The following is a 19,304-nucleotide window of genomic DNA, read 5'->3' on the forward strand; positions in this document are numbered from 1 at the left end:
CGTTCTTTTTAACTATTTTGATTATGACATAAATGTTCCTCTAATGAAACTTATTGCTTATCAATTCGTATATAAAGAGAAACTTTCAAAATATGGACAGTAAATGCGGTATAGACATCACGAAATACAGAAAAATGGATTTATGTCCAACTCTACTGGAGGTTGAGCAATCATTGTTTCTCTCATCATTAACTGATTGTTGGGGTTAAAAACAACCTCGTACATACTAATTCTGCCGAGCTGAACAAATTGGACATTTACTAGTTTTGAAGTGAGAAGTAAAAGTCAAAGGCAAGAGCGGCTCATTTCTCACTTCTAGGACAGTTTGATGTGGGATACATATGTCATATAATAATACGGAGGATAATGACCAATGATAGCAAAATGTTTGCCCTCTTTTTTTACGATTGGAAATCTATTTGCAGGGATTGTCTCCATTCTTTTTATTTATAATGGCAAAATGAGACAAGCAGTCCTACTCATCATATTGGCAATGGTAATGGATAGTGTAGATGGTTATGCAGCAAGAAGGTTGAATGCAGAAAGTGAGTTTGGAAAAGTATTAGACTCACTATCCGATCTCGTCTCTTTTGGCATAGCGCCAGCGTTTCTTATGTATGTAACGATCATTCATGAACTGCATACGGCAGGAATCCTGTTAACTGCTCTTTTTCCAGTGTGTGGAGCATTGCGTCTGGCACGTTTTCATACACAGGAAAGTGCGCCTAATACCTTTATTGGAATGCCTATCCCAGCAGCAGGATGCATATTAGCCATAGTTGCTCTCTTTACGCCTATGATACATAAATGGGAACCGATTCTTTTTATTCTCCTCCTCTCTTATCTCATGATAAGCAAACTTACTTTTGTCAAATTAATTAAGGAATAGATGAGGATGGGAAATTCTCGCCAGGTGGGAACATAGCTCCACCTGGCAATACTCATGTAACAAGGCTTACATATGCTCTAACTTTTCTCAAATACAGTCTCTATGCTAATACGTCCGTTATCATCCAATGCTATTTCGAACTTATCATCAACGATCACTTGAAGAGGAAACGGTTTTGATATAAGATCGGAAAAAATCCAGCGTCTTCTTAGGGGCGCTACAATCAAATAAACCCCGTTTTTCCCCATAAAGTTCAACTGTTTATCCACTATTTCTTCATTATTTATAACCGGTATCCCATGACGAACTAGCTCCTCTGCGGTGTCAACAACATGTTCAGTCGGGATGCCGATTTCACTTATTCCTAGACAAGCTTCAGCGGTATAAGCAGCAAAACGATCATTTTGCAAATCGTGGCGTGCGATAAATTCCATGATGTTCCCAGCTGGATCTAAAAAATAAAGAGAATGAGCTTGTAATTCCTGAAAAAAAACTTCGTCTTCTCCATCTTCCACTTGTAATGAAACATATTGTTTTATCCATTTCTTCGCTTCTTGGAACTGATTTTGGGGAATATTGATTGCCACATGATAGTAAGGATCTCCATAAGCTAAAGTTTGTTCAAAGATAAGCTTGCTCTCACCAATTGGTATCATAAGCTGCTTATCTCCTATTTCCTTGCATGAAAAACCTAATAATTCACCATAAAACTCTTTTAAAGCTTCCAGCCGTTTTGTCTTTAATCTTAATTCTTTGATGATCATATTCATCACTCCTCGTAATGATGTTATTTCTTTCATTTTAAAAAAGTCGAAAGTAGATAACATTAGACAAAAGGCTGAATCACCATCATTCTTTAGATTCGGATACAAATCAGTTTATTGAATAAGGGCAACATGATCGATCGTTAAAATTCTTATCGCAAGTCCGTTTACAATACTTGGCGATGACACGGGAGAAGTTCTAACCAGCAGCTTATTAACAATTGAAAAATAGAAGATAAAAGTGATAAAAATGGAGTTTGATTAAAACTTCAGTAGTAAATGAATGGAGAGAAATATATAAGACAAAAACACTAATGATCATAAACTTTTCTTGATCAGGAGATCATGCAAGTATGCAGTAAAAAGTATTGAAGCATAGAAGTTCAATACCAAATTACTGCTAGCTTCCTTCAAAATGTTAGTAATTTTTGGCCGGTGAAATAAATACCATTTGCAAGATCGCTAATTTTCGTTTTAACTTCTTTTAACAATCAGGATACTTACATATTTTGTATTACGAACTCATTCGAAACGTTTTTTACTTGGTGCTTCAGTTTTTTTCTTCATACAGATAGCAATTATAAAATTGACCCTATTATAAATTATATTACCAATAATAACATATAAAGGATTACCTTTATTAAGAATAAAAGCAAATATGGGACTCCATTTTGTTGTATGGTCACTAAGAAACTACCAAAAAAATCCTAAAGGGCTGATTAATTTGATTATTTTTTTAGAAAACATAAAGGATTTATCCTTTTTGTTAATATTTATTTCTTGCTTTGTTTATCGTAGGCAACTCAAACTAGCTAGGTGGGAAAGAAAACTTTCTAAAAGTGAAATGATAATATATATAATCACTTCGATTGCACTTCCTGTTTACGCAGTTGCTTATCTTACTCTTCTTTTGGGAACGTAGAATACATCTCTCTACGTAATATTAGAGCGACTTAAAGTACAAGAAAAACATGTAAATGCTTGTGGTTTCATTTAATTGATATACGTTTTACCAAAAATATCCTATCTTTCTATGATATATTAATTGAAATAAGCTTTTGGAAGTGTTTATTATGTCTATTACGGATTCGAGAAGATTTAGAGAAATAACGAATAATTGTTATAAACTGTAAAGGAAAATTTATTTATTTTTAATGGGGTGAAAATAATGATTTATAGTAAAACAGAAAAAACAAAGGTACTCTAAAAGATTATGTTTATAAAAACGACTCTTTTGAAGATCTTGTTTGCTATGGTATTATTAATCCAATGAAATAAGTTGTGCTGACAGGGACTTTAGCTTCATAAATAAAGGAACCTCCTCGAGACGAGGTTCCTTTATTTTTATTCTAGAAATCAAAATATTTAAACTTAGCGAAAAAATAAATTGTATTTAATAAGCGCTTTTATAACTCGTTAGGCTTTTTGCAATTATTATATTTTATCGAAGGCTCCTTTTCTAAAAAATTGTTCCTTATAATAGGAAACTGTTACTCTATCTATTGATTCGACATAAACGAAAAGACAGGATAATTTGATAACATTGTCGAATATTGTATAACCAAATGAAGAATAAGGAGATCAGATGATCATGCAAGGGTATAATGTTCTGATGATATACAGTAAAGATATGGATCGGTTGCTAATGTGCAAACGATTAAAGAACCCTTATAAAGGATTAAGCAATCTGGTTGGCGGAAAAATCGAAAGTGGAGAAACTGGGATTGAAGCTGCTTACAGAGAACTATTTGAAGAAACAAACATTTCAAGAGAAAATGTTACTTTGTATCATCTAATGGATTTTAAATACTATATGCAGCATTGCTATGTTGAAGTTTATGTCGGCAAATTGAAGTGTAATGTCGCCATTTCAGGGGATGAAAATGAATTATATTGGTCTGATTTAAATCAAGATTTTTTTGATATGACCCTATTTGCAGGTGAAGGTAATATTGGGCATATGATTGAACAAGTGAAGATGAGCAAAAGTATATTTCTAACTGATTAAATACTTTCCTTATTAAGGATGGACCAATAGTTCAATATAAAACCGCCTTTTCTACAGGGCGGTTTTATATTGAATAGAATCATATTTTTATGTTTTCCTACTCCTCATATAATTTTGACAGTACAAAACGTTTATGTTATGCTCTCATCAAAAAGGCGTGATAACGGTTGAAAATAAACGGAATAAACCATTTGCTTTTTTCAGTGTCCGATTTAGATAAATCAATATCATTTTATCAGCAAGTTTTTGGTGCAAAACTGCTAGTGAAAGGAAATAAGACGGCATATTTTGATCTTAACGGCCTTTGGATTGCCTTAAACGTAGAAAAAGACATTCCTAGAAATGAGATACATCAATCTTACACGCATATTGCTTTTACCATTGAAGGGGAGCATTTTGATGAAGTGTATCATACATTAAAGGCGTTAGATGTGCACATTTTATCAGGACGTCCTCGTGATGAACGCGATAAAAAATCAATTTATTTTACCGATCCAGATGGCCATAAATTTGAGTTTCATACCGGTACACTGCAAGATCGTTTGCATTATTATAAACAAGACAAAATGCATATGACTTTCTATGATTAATTCGGCCAACACGAGATCTTCTTGCTAGCTAGTTGAAGTCCTACCGACTTATAGCTCCTAGATACAGAGCATACTTTCAGCTACATTTCTTCTATAGCCTAGACTATTCTACGATTGTTGAATATGTAGGCTAGGTTTCTCAGAGCTTCCGTAATCGAAGAGGGCTTTGCCTGGTCTTCAAAAATTAACAGATGATGAACTTTGTCGAGTGGGAATCGTTCTCTTAGTCATTGTGATGGCGCCTATTTTGTTGAAAGAAAAACTACTTTCACTTAAAAAAGTGATAGTGATATTTATCTGTAGATAGCAATACGAACTTCATATCTTAAAGGTCGCTTTAAAAAGCGCCCTTCAATATATAATATTATGGTAAGTCAACAATTCAATCACTTGCAAATTATTCATCCATAGAAACAAGCTTTCCCCCTGCCCAAACATCTTTGACGTATCGTCCTTCGACCTCGAGACGATCCAGCCATGTTTTGGCTTCTGCTTCACTAACACCATAAACAGCTTGATAAGATCTTTGCAAGGTTGCCTCTACATCTGGAGCCATCTTACTTCCGTCTCCACACACATAGAATCGTCCCCCCTTGTCCAGGATTCGAATTAATTCTTGCTCCTGTTGATGCATCAGATGTTGAACATAAGTCTTCGAGTGACCTTTTCGTGAGTACGCTTTGTATACGGTTGCAATCCCCTCTTGTTGAAACTGTTCTAGTTCCGCACGGTAGATATCATCCGCTTCGTTGCGGCAGCCGAAATAGAGGTGTGCGGTGCCAAGTTGAACGCCTTCACGCTTAAGTTCCCGGCGTGCCTGGAGAAACCCGCGGAACGGCGCGATCCCCACTCCCGGTCCTACCATAATAATTGGAGTTCCCGGATCTTCAGGAAGCTGGAAACCAGACTCTGGCGTACGAATAAACATCACGATGGAATCTCCCGGTTGTATGTCAGCAAGATAGTTGGAAGCAACTCCCCTGTATTCATTTAGGCCGCTCCATGCAGGTGCGCGCACCACGCTAACTGTAACGCTCACCTGTTTCGGCTGTAATCGTGGAGAACTAGAAATCGAATAGTATCGAACTTTAAGAGGCGGTAAAAGCTCCAAAAAGCGTTCGAATGATAGTTCGCAGGCCTCGTATTTTTCTAACAAATCAAGCATCGAAATTCGTTTCTGAAGGATATTCAACTTGTATGCTGTTTCCTCCAGCAAAGCTGTAAGCTCCTGCTGATGGGGAGGGCATTCGGTCAATGCTGCAAGCTCCCGTATCTGTGCTCGAGTTGCGACCCCCTGCAATTCCACGCTGCGGCTCAGCAGATCGTATAGCTTTACGGGACGATCCAGCGGCAGATGGGCTGTACTCAGGCGAGACGCTTTTAAAATGACTTGGTCGTTGCTATTCAATTCAAATCGTTTCAAGACACGTTCAACGAGCTCCTTCCGATTTAGAGGAAAAACCCCTAAATGATCCCCCTCTCGATACGATATGCCTTCCGGAAGTTTCACTTCTATATGGCGCGTACTGCGCCCGCTCCCTTCTTGTTGAAGCTCGCGGTTGTCAAGCACCTTGGCATAAAGAGCATCGTACGTTTCGGCAAGTGGCGTTTCGCTCGCACTACTGACATAGTGCATGGACAGAGCAGGGCTTTTTGATGTTGTCTTCTCACTGAGGCTCAGTCCTAATGCGTCCATGACCGTAGGCCATAGCTGCTCCTGCCAGGTCTCCACCTCTGTCTCGAAATCACCGCTGACATCCCCCTCGCCAAGCGTAAATAATCTCTGGGCTCCTTTGGCTGTCAACTGCTCATCAATCCATTTTGGAACACTCTGATACGTACTGGCCCAGTTGCGATCGCCGCAGCCAAAGACACAATAACGAATACCTTCTAATTCACCTGGCTTTATTTCATGCAGCCACTGAACGAAAGCGCGTGCATTATTTGGCGGTGTGCCATTATAGGACGCCGTGACAATATAAATAACGCCCTCTGCAGGCAAGTTGCCTGCATAATCATTCAGTGGCGCTACCTTGCTTCGGAAGCCTTGGAAACGTGCTGTATCTGCCAGCTCGCGAGCAATCCCTTCCGCCGTTCCAAGATCGGATCCGTAAAGCACCAGCAAAGGGGTATCATGACGTTCCACCAGATTCAATGCGTCTCGCTCAACCGCTTTGTTCTCCTCTGTTTGCGTTTTCCTCCCGTTTCCTGACGTGAAGAAATAGCCTTTCTGCATATTGCGAGGACGGATTTGCATGGTGAATCCATCTGGCTTTAACGTAAGCGTTTCCATTATTTTCAGTTTATAATTCGTATGATCAATGATTTCAAAATTTTTCAGAATCAGTCCCAACATCAGTGTTGCCTCTTGAAGAGCAAACTGCTGGCCAATACATGCTCGTTGACCGATTCCAAATGGTTTATAAGCATCATGGGGGATTAGACTCGGATTTTCAAATCTTTCCGGCTTGAATTCTTCAGCATCCTCTCCCCACGCAGACACATCTCGATGCAACTGTGGAATCAACACTACGATTCGTTCCCCTTTTTTCAATGCGTATTTCCCTGCTACCGTGGTATCCTCTTTCACTTGTAAATTGAAAGCCGGCGCAGTAGGCCACAGACGCAGCGCCTCATCAAGAATCATCCGAATATATTTCAAGTTTTTGACCTGAGCATAAGATGGAACCGAATCCGTTAGAACACGATCCACTTCCTCATACCCCTTTTGAAGCTTATCGCGGTTGTTCAAAAGAAAATACAGTGCAAAAGATAGTAATCCACTCGTTGTCTCGTGTCCGGCAATCAGAAACGTAATGATCTGATAACGAATATTTGCAACATCCAACGCTTCTCCCGTCTCCGGGTCTTTTCCTTTCAACATATGGGCTAACAAGTCAGACCCCTCCTGATGATCATGGGCCTTGCGGTCAGCGATAATTTTATCTACCATTGAAAACATAAATTCTATATCTTCTTTAAACTGGCGCCGAGACTTAACCATAATGATATCTTGAATTCCAATCCGCTGGGCTTGGCTCATTGCTTCACTCAAAGCTCGAACCATACTGGCGACGAATGGATGTGAATCTTCGCGGTAAAAACTATTAAATCGATAATTGAAACCGCATAACCCAATCGTATCTAATGCCAGCCGCGTCATGTCTTCCGGCACGTCTACACATTCATCAGGATTCAGACGCGACCACTTTTGAATAAGCTGCATCGCCAAATCCAACATCATATCAAAATATCCACGCATCGCCGTTCGGCTAAAGCTCGGGAGTAAAATATTGTGGGCTTTCCTCCAATTCATCTCTTCTGTTTCGGACGTGAACAAGCCATCCCCTAAAAAGGCTCGGACCTTTTCTAATATTGTTTTATCAACGACTTTGTCAAAACGTGATGAGTCGCTAAGCTCTTTTACCAATTCATATCCCGAAACAATCAACAAATCTCCAAAAGGCAATTTCATGCGGAAAATATCACCTAATTCATTTGCGAGTTTAATAAACGATTGGACAGGTTTTTCCGTATTTATGTGGGGTATGTTTCCAAGCGGGCCATACGTTTTAGGCTGTGGAATTGCAATAGTCATTCTCCTTCTCCTCCTCTTTGTTATCATTATTTCCTATTTTATCTAGGAATGAACGTTCATTCCTATTGTGCTTTAAAAACGATCGAGTCAATGGACTCTGATCGCATTCCAACAACATTCCTCCACGTCTGCAAGAAGTTCGTCTGTTTCCTCCAACACTCCTGATCTAATTGTTTCAAATAGTTTTACAAGCGCGCCATAGAAAATAGAAATCAACGCGTTAGGCGGCAATGAGGAAATAATGCCTTGCTGCTGTCCTTGAACTAAAAAATGACGAATAAAATCCATACATGCTTCGAACAATTTTAGGCTTTTTTCGTCCAGTAATCGAGGATTTAAGTGCGAGTCAATGAACGAAAACGCTTCCCTGTTCCCTTTTGCAAAGTGGATTGTTTGAAAAAAAATGTGATGAAATTGCTGGCGTACTGATTCGGATTCTGGAAAACCTTGTGTAATCGTTTGGAAAAATCGCTCTACACATTCCTGAAACAATGAATTTAACAGAACCTCTTTATTTTCGAAATATCGATAGATGGTTCCGGCCCCTACTTTCGCAGTGTCCGCTATCATGGGTACGGTTGTCGCATCAAAGCCGCGTTCTGTAAATAGTTTTAAAGCTGCCAGCAAAATATCTTCTCTCTTATTAGTAGCCATCAAACTCACCCTTCATGCGGAATGAACTTTCATTCCCCTGTATATTATACTAATGATTCCCAAAATTCAAGGGTTAAATATATTCCATAAATACCCTTATGATATAGTTTCATCGAAAAAAAGATAGACGATAAAATCAAACGACTATGAAAATCTAAGAAAACAAGAGAAATCGAGAGATTTCACTTTGTATATTGAGGGAATTGAATGAAGAAATAACATTGTTTAAATTACCTTTTCATGCTTAAATAGAATTTGTTTTGTGTTTTGTCTGATCTTTTTATGTTCGTCTATAGAAAGAACATCTAAGCTAAAACAGTTCATTCAATATAACAGATTTCATTATGAATAGAAATTAAAAGGAGGTGCTTACAGATGAAGAATCACTTAAGATTATCCGGAACAACTTCTTCCACTCATGCAAAGCCTATTATTGGAAAGGCGATACTTTGCATGGGGCGAAACATGTAGTTTTATCGCTGAACAAGCTTTTCTAATATTTTGGCTTTGCACCTTATTTATTTAATATCAAAATAAGGAGCGGGCAAAATTGAAGTATATAAATGCAACCAAAGTTTTACCTGAAAAGCTAATATTGGAAATTCAAAAATATGTTCAAGGGGAAACCCTTTACATTCCTAAGCAGGAAACCAATTATCAGAAATGGGGAACTACAAGTGGCGGAAGACGGCTACTTGATCGTCGTAATGCCGCTATCAAAGCGTCATTTATCAGCGGCAGCAGTATCCAGCAACTGGCTGAGGAATATTACCTCTCAACCGAAACCATTAAAAAAATTGTTTATTCACATAAAAAGTACTAGTGCTTGAGTATTTAATTACACTAACGGGTAAGGAGCATCAAAATAATCAAACTTTTTTATAAAAGCAAAAGCAAGCTATCGTTTTGATCTATCTTTATTTAAAACGACAGCTTTTTATATGCTGTAATATCAAGAGTTTAGAGTGATTTTTAATCAAACTTTATTCTAAACCAACAAATACGTCAAATAATGAACTGTCAGAAGAAGTCTGTTGATTATACATATCAATCATCTCCTTTTGAAAAGGAAATTCAATTTTCTGGAAACTACACATGATTATTTTGAAAAATATTGATTAATATGAAGAAAGCTGAGTTTTTATAGATGTTTTAATCCAATTAGTACTCAGTGTCTATTATCCTGCCTTTTTTCATTTCTCCAAGAAACCAACTATAATAAAGTGAAACTTCCATCAGTAGGGATTTTCTGTTATCCCCCACTGATAAGAATCGGACATTTGACTTTCAGTTTCCCCCCCACCTAACGCTTCTGATTCCTCTTACTCCCCGAGGTGAGGGTCTTACTGCCAGTTAGATGTGGGATAAAGTCAAGTGAGCGATCAAGTGTATAGTTACTATAGGGTTTACCCTAAGTGAAGCAATTTAGTATATAAGGAGTTGTACAAATGGGTAAGAAACAAGGAATGACACTGACCATCTTACTGATGAACTTATTTATTGCCTTTTTAGGAATCGGCTTGGTCATACCAGTATTACCAACGATTATGAATGAGTTAGACATCAGTGGCACAGTTGTCGGTTATTTAACAGCAGCATTTGCGTTAACACAATTAATTATTTCGCCATTCTCGGGAAAAGCCGCCGATAAATTTGGGCGTAAAATTATGATCGTGCTAGGTTTATTTATTTTCGGTTTCTCGGAATTATTATTCGGAATGGGGAAAACGATTGAGGTATTATTTTCATCACGTATTTTAGGTGGTGTTAGTGGGGCGTTTATCATGCCTGCTGTGACGGCATTTATTGCCGATATTACGACTATGGAAAAACGTCCAAAGATGCTGGGCTATATGTCTGCAGCAATTAGCACCGGCTTGATTATCGGGCCTGGCATCGGTGGTTTCTTAGCGGAAATCGGCACGCGTGTCCCATTCTATTCGGCGGCGGTGCTTGGATTTATCGCTGCGATTTCATCGATTATTTTACTTCGTGAGCCAGAGCGTCAGCAGGAGGAAACGGCAGACAAATCACCGATAGCGGGGAAGAACGGCTTGAAGAAGGTATTTATGCCAATGTTCTTAATTGCCTTTGTGGTGATTTTCGTATCATCCTTCGGTTTAGCAGCGTTTGAGTCGTTCTTCAGCTTATACGTTGATCATAAATTCGCATTTACTCCGTCGGATATTGCCATTGCGATTACAGGTGGTGCAATTATAGGTGCTATTTGTCAGATCGTGCTATTTGAACCATTAATGAAACATATGGGCGAAATCAATTTAATTCGTTGGGCATTAGTACTCTCTGCTATTTTAGTGTTCGCGATGACATTAGTGAGCTCCTACTGGACAATTATGGCGGTGACATTTACGGTATTCATGGGCTTTGACCTCATTCGTCCAGCCGTGACAACATATTTATCACGCATCGCCGGCAACGAGCAAGGCTTCGTTGGTGGCATGAACTCTTTTTTCACCTCACTAGCCAACGTATTCGGTCCAATCTTAGGTGGTATCCTGTTTGATATTGATATTAACTATCCATATTATTTCAGTGCGGTTGTTATTGTTATTGGCTTAGCAATGGCGATGTTTTGGAAAGAGCCGTTGAAGGCGAACTAATAGTAATGAGTTTTATATTTAACTTAGAGAAAAATTCCAATAGGTTTATCTCAGGTAAGTGTATATATGATATGTACTTAAAGTAAAGGTTAGTGAAAAATATTTTTTTGATTAGAACATCTTTACACAATTCGTGATCTTTAAAAGTAGAATGAAAAGTAATAATAACAGCATAAATTGAGAAAATATTTGGTGGTGCATTTTGTTATGTATAAAACAATTATTAATTGTTTTAGGTATAGCATAGCATAATAGTTTTATGTAATATCGAAGTAGGATTCATTTTTTAAGTATTACATAAAATAACGATTTGGAGAAGATTTTATATGATTAAAGGAGAGAGTCTGTATACTTACCTGTTGCTTTAAAACAAAGTTGAACTGTCTTAAAACACCGTTTTTAAGACAGTTTAACCGTTTATAAAAAAGATGTAGTGAAATAAAATTCCCATTCGATTAAGGTTAAGAATATTTATACATATGAATACTATCATCATGAAGGAGAAAGTTAAAATGAAATTAGAGAGTGAGAGAATTTATTTAAGACCTCTTTGCGATTTAGATGCACCCATTATGTTAGAAAATACATTGGATAAAGAAATACGTTATATGACTGGAACCAAGCCTAAATTTACATTGGAGCAAATTAAGACACATATAAATAATATAGATAACGATCCGAGTCGCTATGATTTCGCCATCTGTTTAAAAGATACTGACGAAACGATTGGGGAACTATCGATTTTCGATATTAATGAGGAAGACAGAAAAGCAGGATTTAGAATATCAATGAAGTCCATTGCATTAACTGGAAAAGGATACGGAACTGAAGCTATCAAAATAGTTTTACGTTTTGTTTTTGAACAACTAAAATTAAATCGTTTACAATTAGAAGTGTTTAGCCATAATTTACGTGGAATTAGAGCGTATGAGAAGGTTGGATTTGTAAAAGAAGGAGTCCTACGTCAATCTTTATATTATAATGATACGTACTCGGATGAAATTATTATGGCAATACTTAAAAGTGACTATAAAAATATGCTACTATAATACTTCCCCATATGGGGCAATGAAATGAAAGGTATATTTTTAAATATGATGATGATGGTGCCTTTGGGTTTCTTATTTCCAATAATGAAGTAAAAAGGTGCTTTAAATACAGTTGTTATCTCTTCTCTTTAGTTTAACATTGAAAGTATGATGAACCGACTTTTCTAGCTATACTTCATTAACTAACATTGTTTACATATGATTCCTTTTCACTTTTTTTACTTAAGGTTATTAGTATGTGATATACATCACAAAGAGGAATACGAGCTTCATATTTGTATTCCTCTTTCCATGCACAAACAGAATAATAAAGTGTTTTTTAAACACGTTGACATGTAGTAGGAGTAGTGCCAAATATACTTAAGATCCATTAAAATGTTTTATCCGCCAAAGAAAAAGTCCAGTACGTTAGAAGCAGTTGAAGATTGTTTATGATAAAACTCAGAATAACCACAATTTTTACAATAAACAACAAGAAATTGATTATGTTGTATATCAAACATTTTGGACAAACCTGTTCCAGTCATTGCTACTTCTTTTTTTGCAGCATTTCTACTTCCACATTTGATGCAGCCTCTTTCACTCATAATAGCTTATGCTCCTTTCTCTTTATCACTTTATACGATTTATTAGCTATTTTGTTTCAAAAGAGAAAAATTATTTTAACCTTTAGTAAATAATTAGAAATCTCAATCTAAAAACGAGACATCTCTGGCATAAAGAGTATTTTTTGTGCTGGATATTTTGTATTCTAATGAAACTCGGAGAAAGGGTATTGTTATGATTTGTATAGGTTGGCAGAGCATATAGAACATTGTTCAAAACAACTGCCTCTTTTTAGCCTGACTTTTTAAAACAGGAGCAGCGAAGCTAAATAGTTAACTTCGCTGTGAGATTTCAATCTCTTTCTACAGAGGAACTAAAAATACTTTTTAAAAAATATCAGAAAGAATGGAATAGGAACTACCTGAGAGATGCCTAGTAATATACCAACCTTCTTTCCCATTTATAAACAGCTTTTCTACTAGAAAAGTTTCGGAACCGATTGTTGAACCAGCTGAAGTTATTTCAGGATACGTGATCGTATATTCGACTGCCTGATCACTATGTTTTATTTCCTTTGCTATCGTAATCTGTCCAATCCATGGACTAGACATACCAGTTACCCAACTAGACTGATTTTGCTCCATCGCCGCTTTCTTCAGCTCAGGAGAAAGCGCCGCATACTGTAATGCTCCACTTCTCGTTTGCTCTCCTCTTCCCCATAGTTTCACCGTATCTTCTGGTGTCGAAGAGATGAGCGCTTCCTCGATCATATGAAGACAGGTTTCAATTTCTTCACGATTAAAAGATCGAATAGAAAGTTTATGATTTTGCTGATCATACGTCACTTCCGCCTTAAATAATTGCTGAAGCCAGTCTGCAAGCACATAAATACGATCATCATACATTTCAAAATCATTGACTGCATAAGGATCATCATTCACAGAAAATGTAATCGGTTTTTTTGTTCCGGATGATCGATCCTGCCCCTCTAAGTTCAGTGTTAAAACCCGATTAGGCAAAGTTGGCAACACGATTTTTTTTGCACTTTCCGTTAGTGGGAGTCTTTCTGCCTCCTTCTCTTCTGAGCGCAATGTAAGACCATTAATATACGAAGATAGTTTCATATATTGATCAATGCTTTCATCTGTTTTCATCAAGACTGTTCTCGTATCAGAGTCCCATTTTATCGATTGGACACCAAGTTGTTCTGCAGCCCAGCGAATCGGGATCATTACCTCACCTTGAACGATATGTACCCCAACGGGAGTAGGTACGACTGCATCGTTCACTTCAATCTTTAAAGGTTCCGCTTTAGATGCATCTGCAGATGGGACGTTCCATGCAATGATTGTCAAAAAAATACTTAATCCAATCATCCATACTTTTTTCATCAAACCAACCTTTCTATTTTCATTTGCCAATGTTCATGCATCACTCATTTCGTGTTTTTATCGTATCATAATTTTCCATTTAATGTGTATGATAAAAAATTTTTTAAGATTTAATTAAGATGTCAGTCCCTCTTGCGTAAAATAAAGTGAAACTTCCATCAGTGGGGGTTTTCTCTCATCCCCCACTGGACAAGAAGTAGAACAAAGGCTAAGATCGCAACGTCCTGTTGCAACGCCTTTGTGACCTACGTTCTGTAGGCCCGAACCAATCGGACATTTACTGGCCGTTATCACCCACCTAGACTGCTTCGATTTCTCTCACTCTTAAGGTGGGGGTTTTACTGCCAGTTATATGTGGGATAAAGATGTGATAACACTCGTTTTTAGAAAAAAATCTGAGCCTACAGAGACTGGAATTTTTCATCCTGTGACACTCATTGTCTAGCGAATGGGACATGCTGATCTAATAATCTTCTTTACGTATGATAAAATGTAAGAAAAAGATGGAAGGGAGAATGAATAGGTTGAAATTTTACATTGCTTCAAGTTTTCGAAATAAAGTGAAACTTCCATGAGTGGGGATTTTCTCTCATCCCCTACTCATGGTTAGTTGAACCAATCGGACATTTACTGGCAGTTATCCCCACCTAGACTTCTTCGATTCCTCTTACTTTTGAGATGGGGGTCTTACTGCCAGTTAGATGTGGGATAAAGTGTCTGTTAAAAAAATGGCGGAATTTTTTAAACTCAATGGCTTTGAACATACATATGATTGGACAAAAAACGATAGACTTAAAAGTTTAAAAGATCTTCGTACAGTCGGAGAAAAAGAAAAAAATGCAGTGAAACAATCAGATTTCTTTATCATGATGTTGCCGGCTGGGAAAGGCAGCCACATTGAATACGGAATTGCGCTCGGACTTGGAAAAAGAATATATCTTTACTCTCCTGATCAAGATATCTATGACTTTGAAAAAACTTCTACTTTTTATCATCTTGAAAAAGTAACAGCATTTGTCGGAACAATGGAAACATTTCTTGACGAAGTGATCATACTTGAAAAAAAGCATGCTCATATCACTTTATGATGATCCATCCCTTTATGGATGAATATGCACTGGCGTCCCAATTGGTACAAGTTTAGAGAGTTCTAAAACATCCTTGTTATACATCCGTATACATCCACGGGAAACGTCTTTTCCAATTGATGAAGGACGATTTGTTCCATGGATTCCATAATGTGGTTTAGAAAGCCCCATCCACATGACCCCAAATGGTCCTCCAGGATTAGGCGCTTTATTTACTATTGTATAGGTTCCAACTGGAGTCGGGGTTAGCATTTTTCCAACACCGATTGGATATTGCTTTACTACACGCCCATCTTTCAAAAGCGTCAACGTATGCTTTAAGACAGAAACATCAATTGTATATGCCAAACAAACCACCTCCCTAGCGTATTTTATGTAGAATATATGATGAAGTGAAAATTGAATTTCGGCGGCAAGGAAAGGATTGATCAATTTGCAAAAAGAAGTTGTTATTTTAAAAACGAAACAGTTTGTTTTTCAAGAATTAAATGAGGAGGCAAGCGGTCACGATTGGTGGCATATCGTCCGAGTAGCGAAAATGGCAAAAACCATTGCCCTTAAAGAAGGAGCAGATCTTTTTATCTGTGAAATGGCAGCATTGCTTCACGATATTGCAGATGAAAAATTGAATGAAAGTGAAGAGGCAGGCTTGCAAAAGGTTGAAAAATGGTTGGAACCTTTTCAGCTGGAAGCAGCTGTTAAAGTACAAATCATGACAATTATTGCTACTATCTCCTTTAAGGGCGGCGAAGAACTTCCAGTTGAATCGTTGGAAGCAAAAGTGGTTCAAGATGCTGATCGTCTCGATGCAATCGGCGCCATCGGCATTGCTCGAACATTCGCCTTTGCCGGTGCAAATAAACAACTCATCTATGATCCTCAAATTGAGCTGAAAACAACAATCACAAAAGAAGCATACCGAAAAAGAAATTCAACAGCCATTCATCACTTTTATGAAAAACTGTTAAAGCTAAAAGACTTGATGAATACAGATTATGCAAAAAAAGTCGCAGCCGAAAGACATCAACGTATGGAAAGCTTTCTAGAGGATTTTTTTAACGAATGGGAAGGTAAATGAGCTGCAAAAAAATTGGCTGTTACATATTCTAAACAATGCAATATATAGCTATCTTCTTTTTATTTATTCTAAAGCTAAGGAAATATAAGCCGAAGAAAGTTGCTACTACCTACATCCGAAAAATCGCAAAAATAAAGGTCTGTCCACTAGACATGGACAGACCTATTTTACTTTTTTCTTAGTTTCTCTGACTGTGTAAGAAAATAGCCAATTTTTTCGATGATCGGTTCAATATCTTGTTCATTTTTCATTAAATCATAGTCTTGAATATTTAATCGTAAGACTGGACAAGCGTTAAAAGAATTGATCCATTTTTCATAGCGGTTATACATTTCTTCCCAATAGGCGCTTGGCGTTGCTTGTTCCATCGGTCTTCCTCGCTCTTGGATGCGCTTTATGATCACATCTAATGATCCTTCTAAATAAATAAGAAGATCTGGATGCGGAAAATATGGCGTCATGACCATTGCTTCAAATAGATTGCTGTATGTATCATAATCAACTTTAGACATCGTGCCTTTTTCTACATGCATGCGAGCAAATATGCCCGTATCTTCATAAATGGAACGGTCTTGGACAAAACCGCCACCATATTCAAATATACGCTTTTGTTCTTTAAAACGCTCTGCAAGAAAATAGATTTGCAAATGGAAACTCCATTTTGTAAAGTCTTGATAAAATTTATCTAAATAAGGATTTTCGTCCACTTTCTCAAAAGATGTTCGAAAATCCAATGCTTTTGCAAGACATTTTGTCATTGTGGATTTGCCAACTCCAACTGTTCCAGCAATCGTAATGACCGCATGCTTTGGAATGTTATATGTTTCACGAAGGTTCATTGCTTCACGTACTCCTTTTATCTAATGCTGCTTCAATCGATGCAATCACTTTTTGCAAATCACACTTGTTTTGAACAAAATCAAGCTCATCTCCATTAAAGTGCACAACTGGAACTGCCGGCTCTTTTTTAGAAAAATTAGTAAAAAACGTTTCATAATCTGCTGATAATTGCTCTAAATAATGTGGGTTCATATCCTTCTCAAATTCTCTGCCTCGTAAAGCAATCCGTTCTTGCAAAGTATCTATACTCGCATAAAGATAGACAATTAAATTTGGGCTAGGCAAGTCGGCTGTTAAAATCTCATAAATCTGCAAGTACTTCCTATACTCTTCCATCTCTAACGTTCGTTTTGCAAAAAGCAAATTTTTGAAAATATGATAGTCAGCGACAACACCCTTATTTTGTGCCAAAACATGTTGCTTTAAATCACGTAATTGCTTGTACCGATTGCAAAGAAAAAACATTTCTGTTTGGAAGCTCCACTCATCAATGTTTTCATAAAATTTATCTAGAAAAGGATTTTCATCGACAATTTCTTGTAATAAGTGATATCCAAAATGTTTGGATAATATGGTCGCAAGGGCTGTTTTTCCAACGCCGATCGGCCCCTCAACAGTAATAAAAGGAATCGTTGTCATCGCTTGGCACCTCCCTCTCTTTTCATCTGAAACTTTCCTCTATATAGGTTTAAAAAGTGCCTATGCAAAAGTCTTCGCACACTAATATGAACATAACAGATAGATTCTACAAAGTGATCATTGATATTTTACCATAAAAAGTACAGCTGGATGAGCAAAATATCCACAAATATGCAACGAAAAAAGAGCATGGCAATGCAGTGATATATGGATATATTTACCCAAAAAAGTACCATTGTTTTAGAGTATTTCTTTACCTCCTAGGAAATATTATTGAAGAGGTGAATTTGCCATTGAAGCCATTTGTTCCACAACTCGTTTATATTGAACCGCGTGCACTGGCTTATCCTTTAGGAAAAGAATTACTTGAAAAATTTCAAAAAATGAACATAGAAATTCGTGAAACGACTTCACATAATCAAATTAGAAATTTACCAGGTGAACATGAACTGCAAAAGTATCGTATTGCTAAATCAACAATGGTGATTGGAGTAAGAAAGACACTGAAATTCGACACATCCAAACCTTCAGCAGAATATGCGATTCCATTGGCAACTGGTTGTATGGGGCACTGCCATTATTGTTATTTACAAACAACTTTAGGGGCAAAACCATACATTAGAACGTATGTCAACTTGGAAGAGATTTTTGAACAAACGAATCATTATATAAAGGAACGCAGCCCAGAAATAACCCGTTTTGAAGCATCGTGTACATCCGATATTGTCGGAATTGATCATTTAACCCATTCTTTAAAGAAAGCGATAGAATTTTTTGGTGCAACAGAGCTCGGCCGTCTCCGCTTTACAACGAAATACGAGCATGTCGATCACTTGCTTGATGCGAAGCATAATGGCAACACGAGATTTCGTTTTAGCCTTAATTCTGCCTATGTAAAGAAATACTTTGAAGCTGGAACCTCTACAATGACTGAAAGAATACAAGCAGCAGTCAAAGTACACAACGCTGGCTACCCGTTAGGCTTTGTGTTAGCACCTCTTTATATCTATGAGAATTGGCAGATGGAATATAAAGAACTTTTTCTTGAATTAGAAGCAGCCTTTTCAACAGCAAAGAAAAATAATATCACCTTTGAGCTCATTCAGCATCGCTTTACAAAACCAGCAAAGAGAGTCATTGAAAAAAGATATCCAAAGTCGAAGCTGGAAATGAATGAGGAGGAAAGAAAATATAAATGGGGACGCTATGGAATCGGCAAGTATGTATACCAAAATGACCAAGCTCAAGAATTGCGTGAAACGATCGAGGGTTACATACATGCTTTCTTTCCAGGAGCTACTATTGAATATTTTACTTAGGAATACATCCCACACTAATAAGAAGTAGACAAAGGCTAAAATCGAGAGCATCCTCGAAAAAGGAAATCGCTTTTTCGTCGCGCATGTATTGCTGCCTATACTCTCATCATCCTATTGCAGCACTTTTGTGACCTATGTTCCATTGGTTTCGGTTGACCAGTAATGTGGGATAAAGACTTAAAAAACGAGGTTTTAGTTGCGTTGAACAACCAATTTAAAGGAGTGATTTA

At 37.3% G+C, this 19,304-nt stretch carries 17 protein-coding genes; 9 read left to right on the forward strand and 8 right to left on the reverse strand.

Annotation, left to right across the window (positions count from 1 at the left end; translation table 11 throughout):
• Window positions 1-373 precede the first annotated feature (373 nt).
• Complete coding sequence (gene pssA / locus J2S08_RS06750) at window positions 374-889, forward strand: CDP-diacylglycerol--serine O-phosphatidyltransferase (RefSeq protein WP_307227908.1); 516 nt, start codon at window positions 374-376, stop codon at window positions 887-889.
• A gap of 77 nt (window positions 890-966) precedes the next feature.
• Here the strand turns inward: pssA and J2S08_RS06755 are convergent, their stop codons facing one another.
• The gene (locus J2S08_RS06755) at window positions 967-1,653 is read right to left on the reverse strand and encodes a hypothetical protein (RefSeq protein WP_307227910.1); all 687 of its coding nucleotides are present in this window, start codon (window positions 1,651-1,653) and stop codon (window positions 967-969) included.
• Window positions 1,654-3,244: 1,591 nt separating this feature from the next.
• Between J2S08_RS06755 and J2S08_RS06760 the strand changes: the two genes are divergently transcribed.
• On the forward strand, window positions 3,245-3,661 hold the full coding sequence (locus J2S08_RS06760; RefSeq protein ID WP_307227912.1) for an NUDIX hydrolase: 417 nt from the start codon (window positions 3,245-3,247) through the stop codon (window positions 3,659-3,661).
• 167 nt (window positions 3,662-3,828) lie between these two features.
• A complete protein-coding gene (fosM, locus tag J2S08_RS06765) occupies window positions 3,829-4,251 on the forward strand; it encodes a FosM family fosfomycin resistance protein (RefSeq protein WP_307227914.1) in 423 nt (140 codons plus the stop codon).
• A 397-nt stretch (window positions 4,252-4,648) separates the two neighbouring features.
• Here fosM and J2S08_RS06770 read toward each other — a convergent pair whose 3' ends face one another.
• Both J2S08_RS06770 and J2S08_RS06775 read right to left on the reverse strand, forming a co-directional pair.
• Entirely contained in the window at window positions 4,649-7,849 is a 3,201-nt protein-coding gene (locus J2S08_RS06770; protein WP_307227916.1) for a bifunctional cytochrome P450/NADPH--P450 reductase, read from the reverse strand.
• Between the two features lie 87 nt (window positions 7,850-7,936).
• Complete coding sequence (locus J2S08_RS06775) at window positions 7,937-8,503, reverse strand: TetR/AcrR family transcriptional regulator (protein ID WP_307227918.1); 567 nt, start codon at window positions 8,501-8,503, stop codon at window positions 7,937-7,939.
• A 550-nt stretch (window positions 8,504-9,053) separates the two neighbouring features.
• Between J2S08_RS06775 and J2S08_RS06780 the strand changes: the two genes are divergently transcribed.
• From J2S08_RS06780 to J2S08_RS06790, 3 genes are all read left to right on the forward strand, one after another.
• Entirely contained in the window at window positions 9,054-9,326 is a 273-nt protein-coding gene (locus tag J2S08_RS06780; RefSeq protein ID WP_307227920.1) for a CD3324 family protein, read from the forward strand.
• Between the two features lie 625 nt (window positions 9,327-9,951).
• Window positions 9,952-11,124, forward strand: a complete 1,173-nt coding sequence (gene norA, locus J2S08_RS06785) for a multidrug efflux MFS transporter NorA (RefSeq protein WP_307227921.1) — start codon at window positions 9,952-9,954, stop codon at window positions 11,122-11,124.
• Between the two features lie 512 nt (window positions 11,125-11,636).
• Entirely contained in the window at window positions 11,637-12,173 is a 537-nt protein-coding gene (locus J2S08_RS06790) for a GNAT family N-acetyltransferase (RefSeq protein WP_307227924.1), read from the forward strand.
• A 380-nt stretch (window positions 12,174-12,553) separates the two neighbouring features.
• On the opposite strand, the gene J2S08_RS06795 is transcribed toward J2S08_RS06790, so the two are convergent.
• Together J2S08_RS06795 and J2S08_RS06800 are read right to left on the reverse strand one after the other, a co-directional pair.
• A complete protein-coding gene (locus tag J2S08_RS06795; RefSeq protein WP_307227926.1) occupies window positions 12,554-12,760 on the reverse strand; it encodes a zinc ribbon domain-containing protein in 207 nt (68 codons plus the stop codon).
• 345 nt (window positions 12,761-13,105) lie between these two features.
• Complete coding sequence (locus J2S08_RS06800) at window positions 13,106-14,110, reverse strand: stalk domain-containing protein (protein WP_307227928.1); 1,005 nt, start codon at window positions 14,108-14,110, stop codon at window positions 13,106-13,108.
• Window positions 14,111-14,823: 713 nt separating this feature from the next.
• On the opposite strand from J2S08_RS06800, the gene J2S08_RS06805 reads away from it, so the two are divergent.
• A complete protein-coding gene (locus J2S08_RS06805; RefSeq protein ID WP_307227930.1) occupies window positions 14,824-15,198 on the forward strand; it encodes a nucleoside 2-deoxyribosyltransferase in 375 nt (124 codons plus the stop codon).
• 12 nt (window positions 15,199-15,210) lie between these two features.
• Here J2S08_RS06805 and J2S08_RS06810 read toward each other — a convergent pair whose 3' ends face one another.
• Window positions 15,211-15,546: a L,D-transpeptidase gene (locus J2S08_RS06810; protein WP_307227931.1), complete on the reverse strand. Its 336-nt coding sequence runs from the start codon at window positions 15,544-15,546 to the stop codon at window positions 15,211-15,213.
• A gap of 85 nt (window positions 15,547-15,631) precedes the next feature.
• Here J2S08_RS06810 and J2S08_RS06815 point away from each other — a divergent pair, with 85 nt between their 5' ends.
• Window positions 15,632-16,276, forward strand: a complete 645-nt coding sequence (locus J2S08_RS06815) for an HD domain-containing protein (protein WP_307227933.1) — start codon at window positions 15,632-15,634, stop codon at window positions 16,274-16,276.
• A 167-nt stretch (window positions 16,277-16,443) separates the two neighbouring features.
• On the opposite strand, the gene J2S08_RS06820 is transcribed toward J2S08_RS06815, so the two are convergent.
• Entirely contained in the window at window positions 16,444-17,115 is a 672-nt protein-coding gene (locus tag J2S08_RS06820; RefSeq protein ID WP_307227935.1) for a deoxynucleoside kinase, read from the reverse strand.
• 4 nt (window positions 17,116-17,119) lie between these two features.
• Window positions 17,120-17,755 carry a deoxynucleoside kinase gene (locus tag J2S08_RS06825; RefSeq protein ID WP_307227937.1) on the reverse strand — a complete coding sequence of 212 codons (636 nt, stop codon included), beginning with the start codon at window positions 17,753-17,755 and terminating at the stop codon, window positions 17,120-17,122.
• Between the two features lie 293 nt (window positions 17,756-18,048).
• Between J2S08_RS06825 and splB the strand changes: the two genes are divergently transcribed.
• On the forward strand, window positions 18,049-19,074 hold the full coding sequence (gene splB / locus J2S08_RS06830; protein ID WP_307227938.1) for a spore photoproduct lyase: 1,026 nt from the start codon (window positions 18,049-18,051) through the stop codon (window positions 19,072-19,074).
• Window positions 19,075-19,304: the final 230 nt, after the last annotated feature.

It is taken from the genome of Bacillus chungangensis (assembly GCF_030812995.1).
GTDB lineage: Bacteria > Bacillota > Bacilli > Bacillales > Bacillaceae_C > Bacillus_CF > Bacillus_CF chungangensis.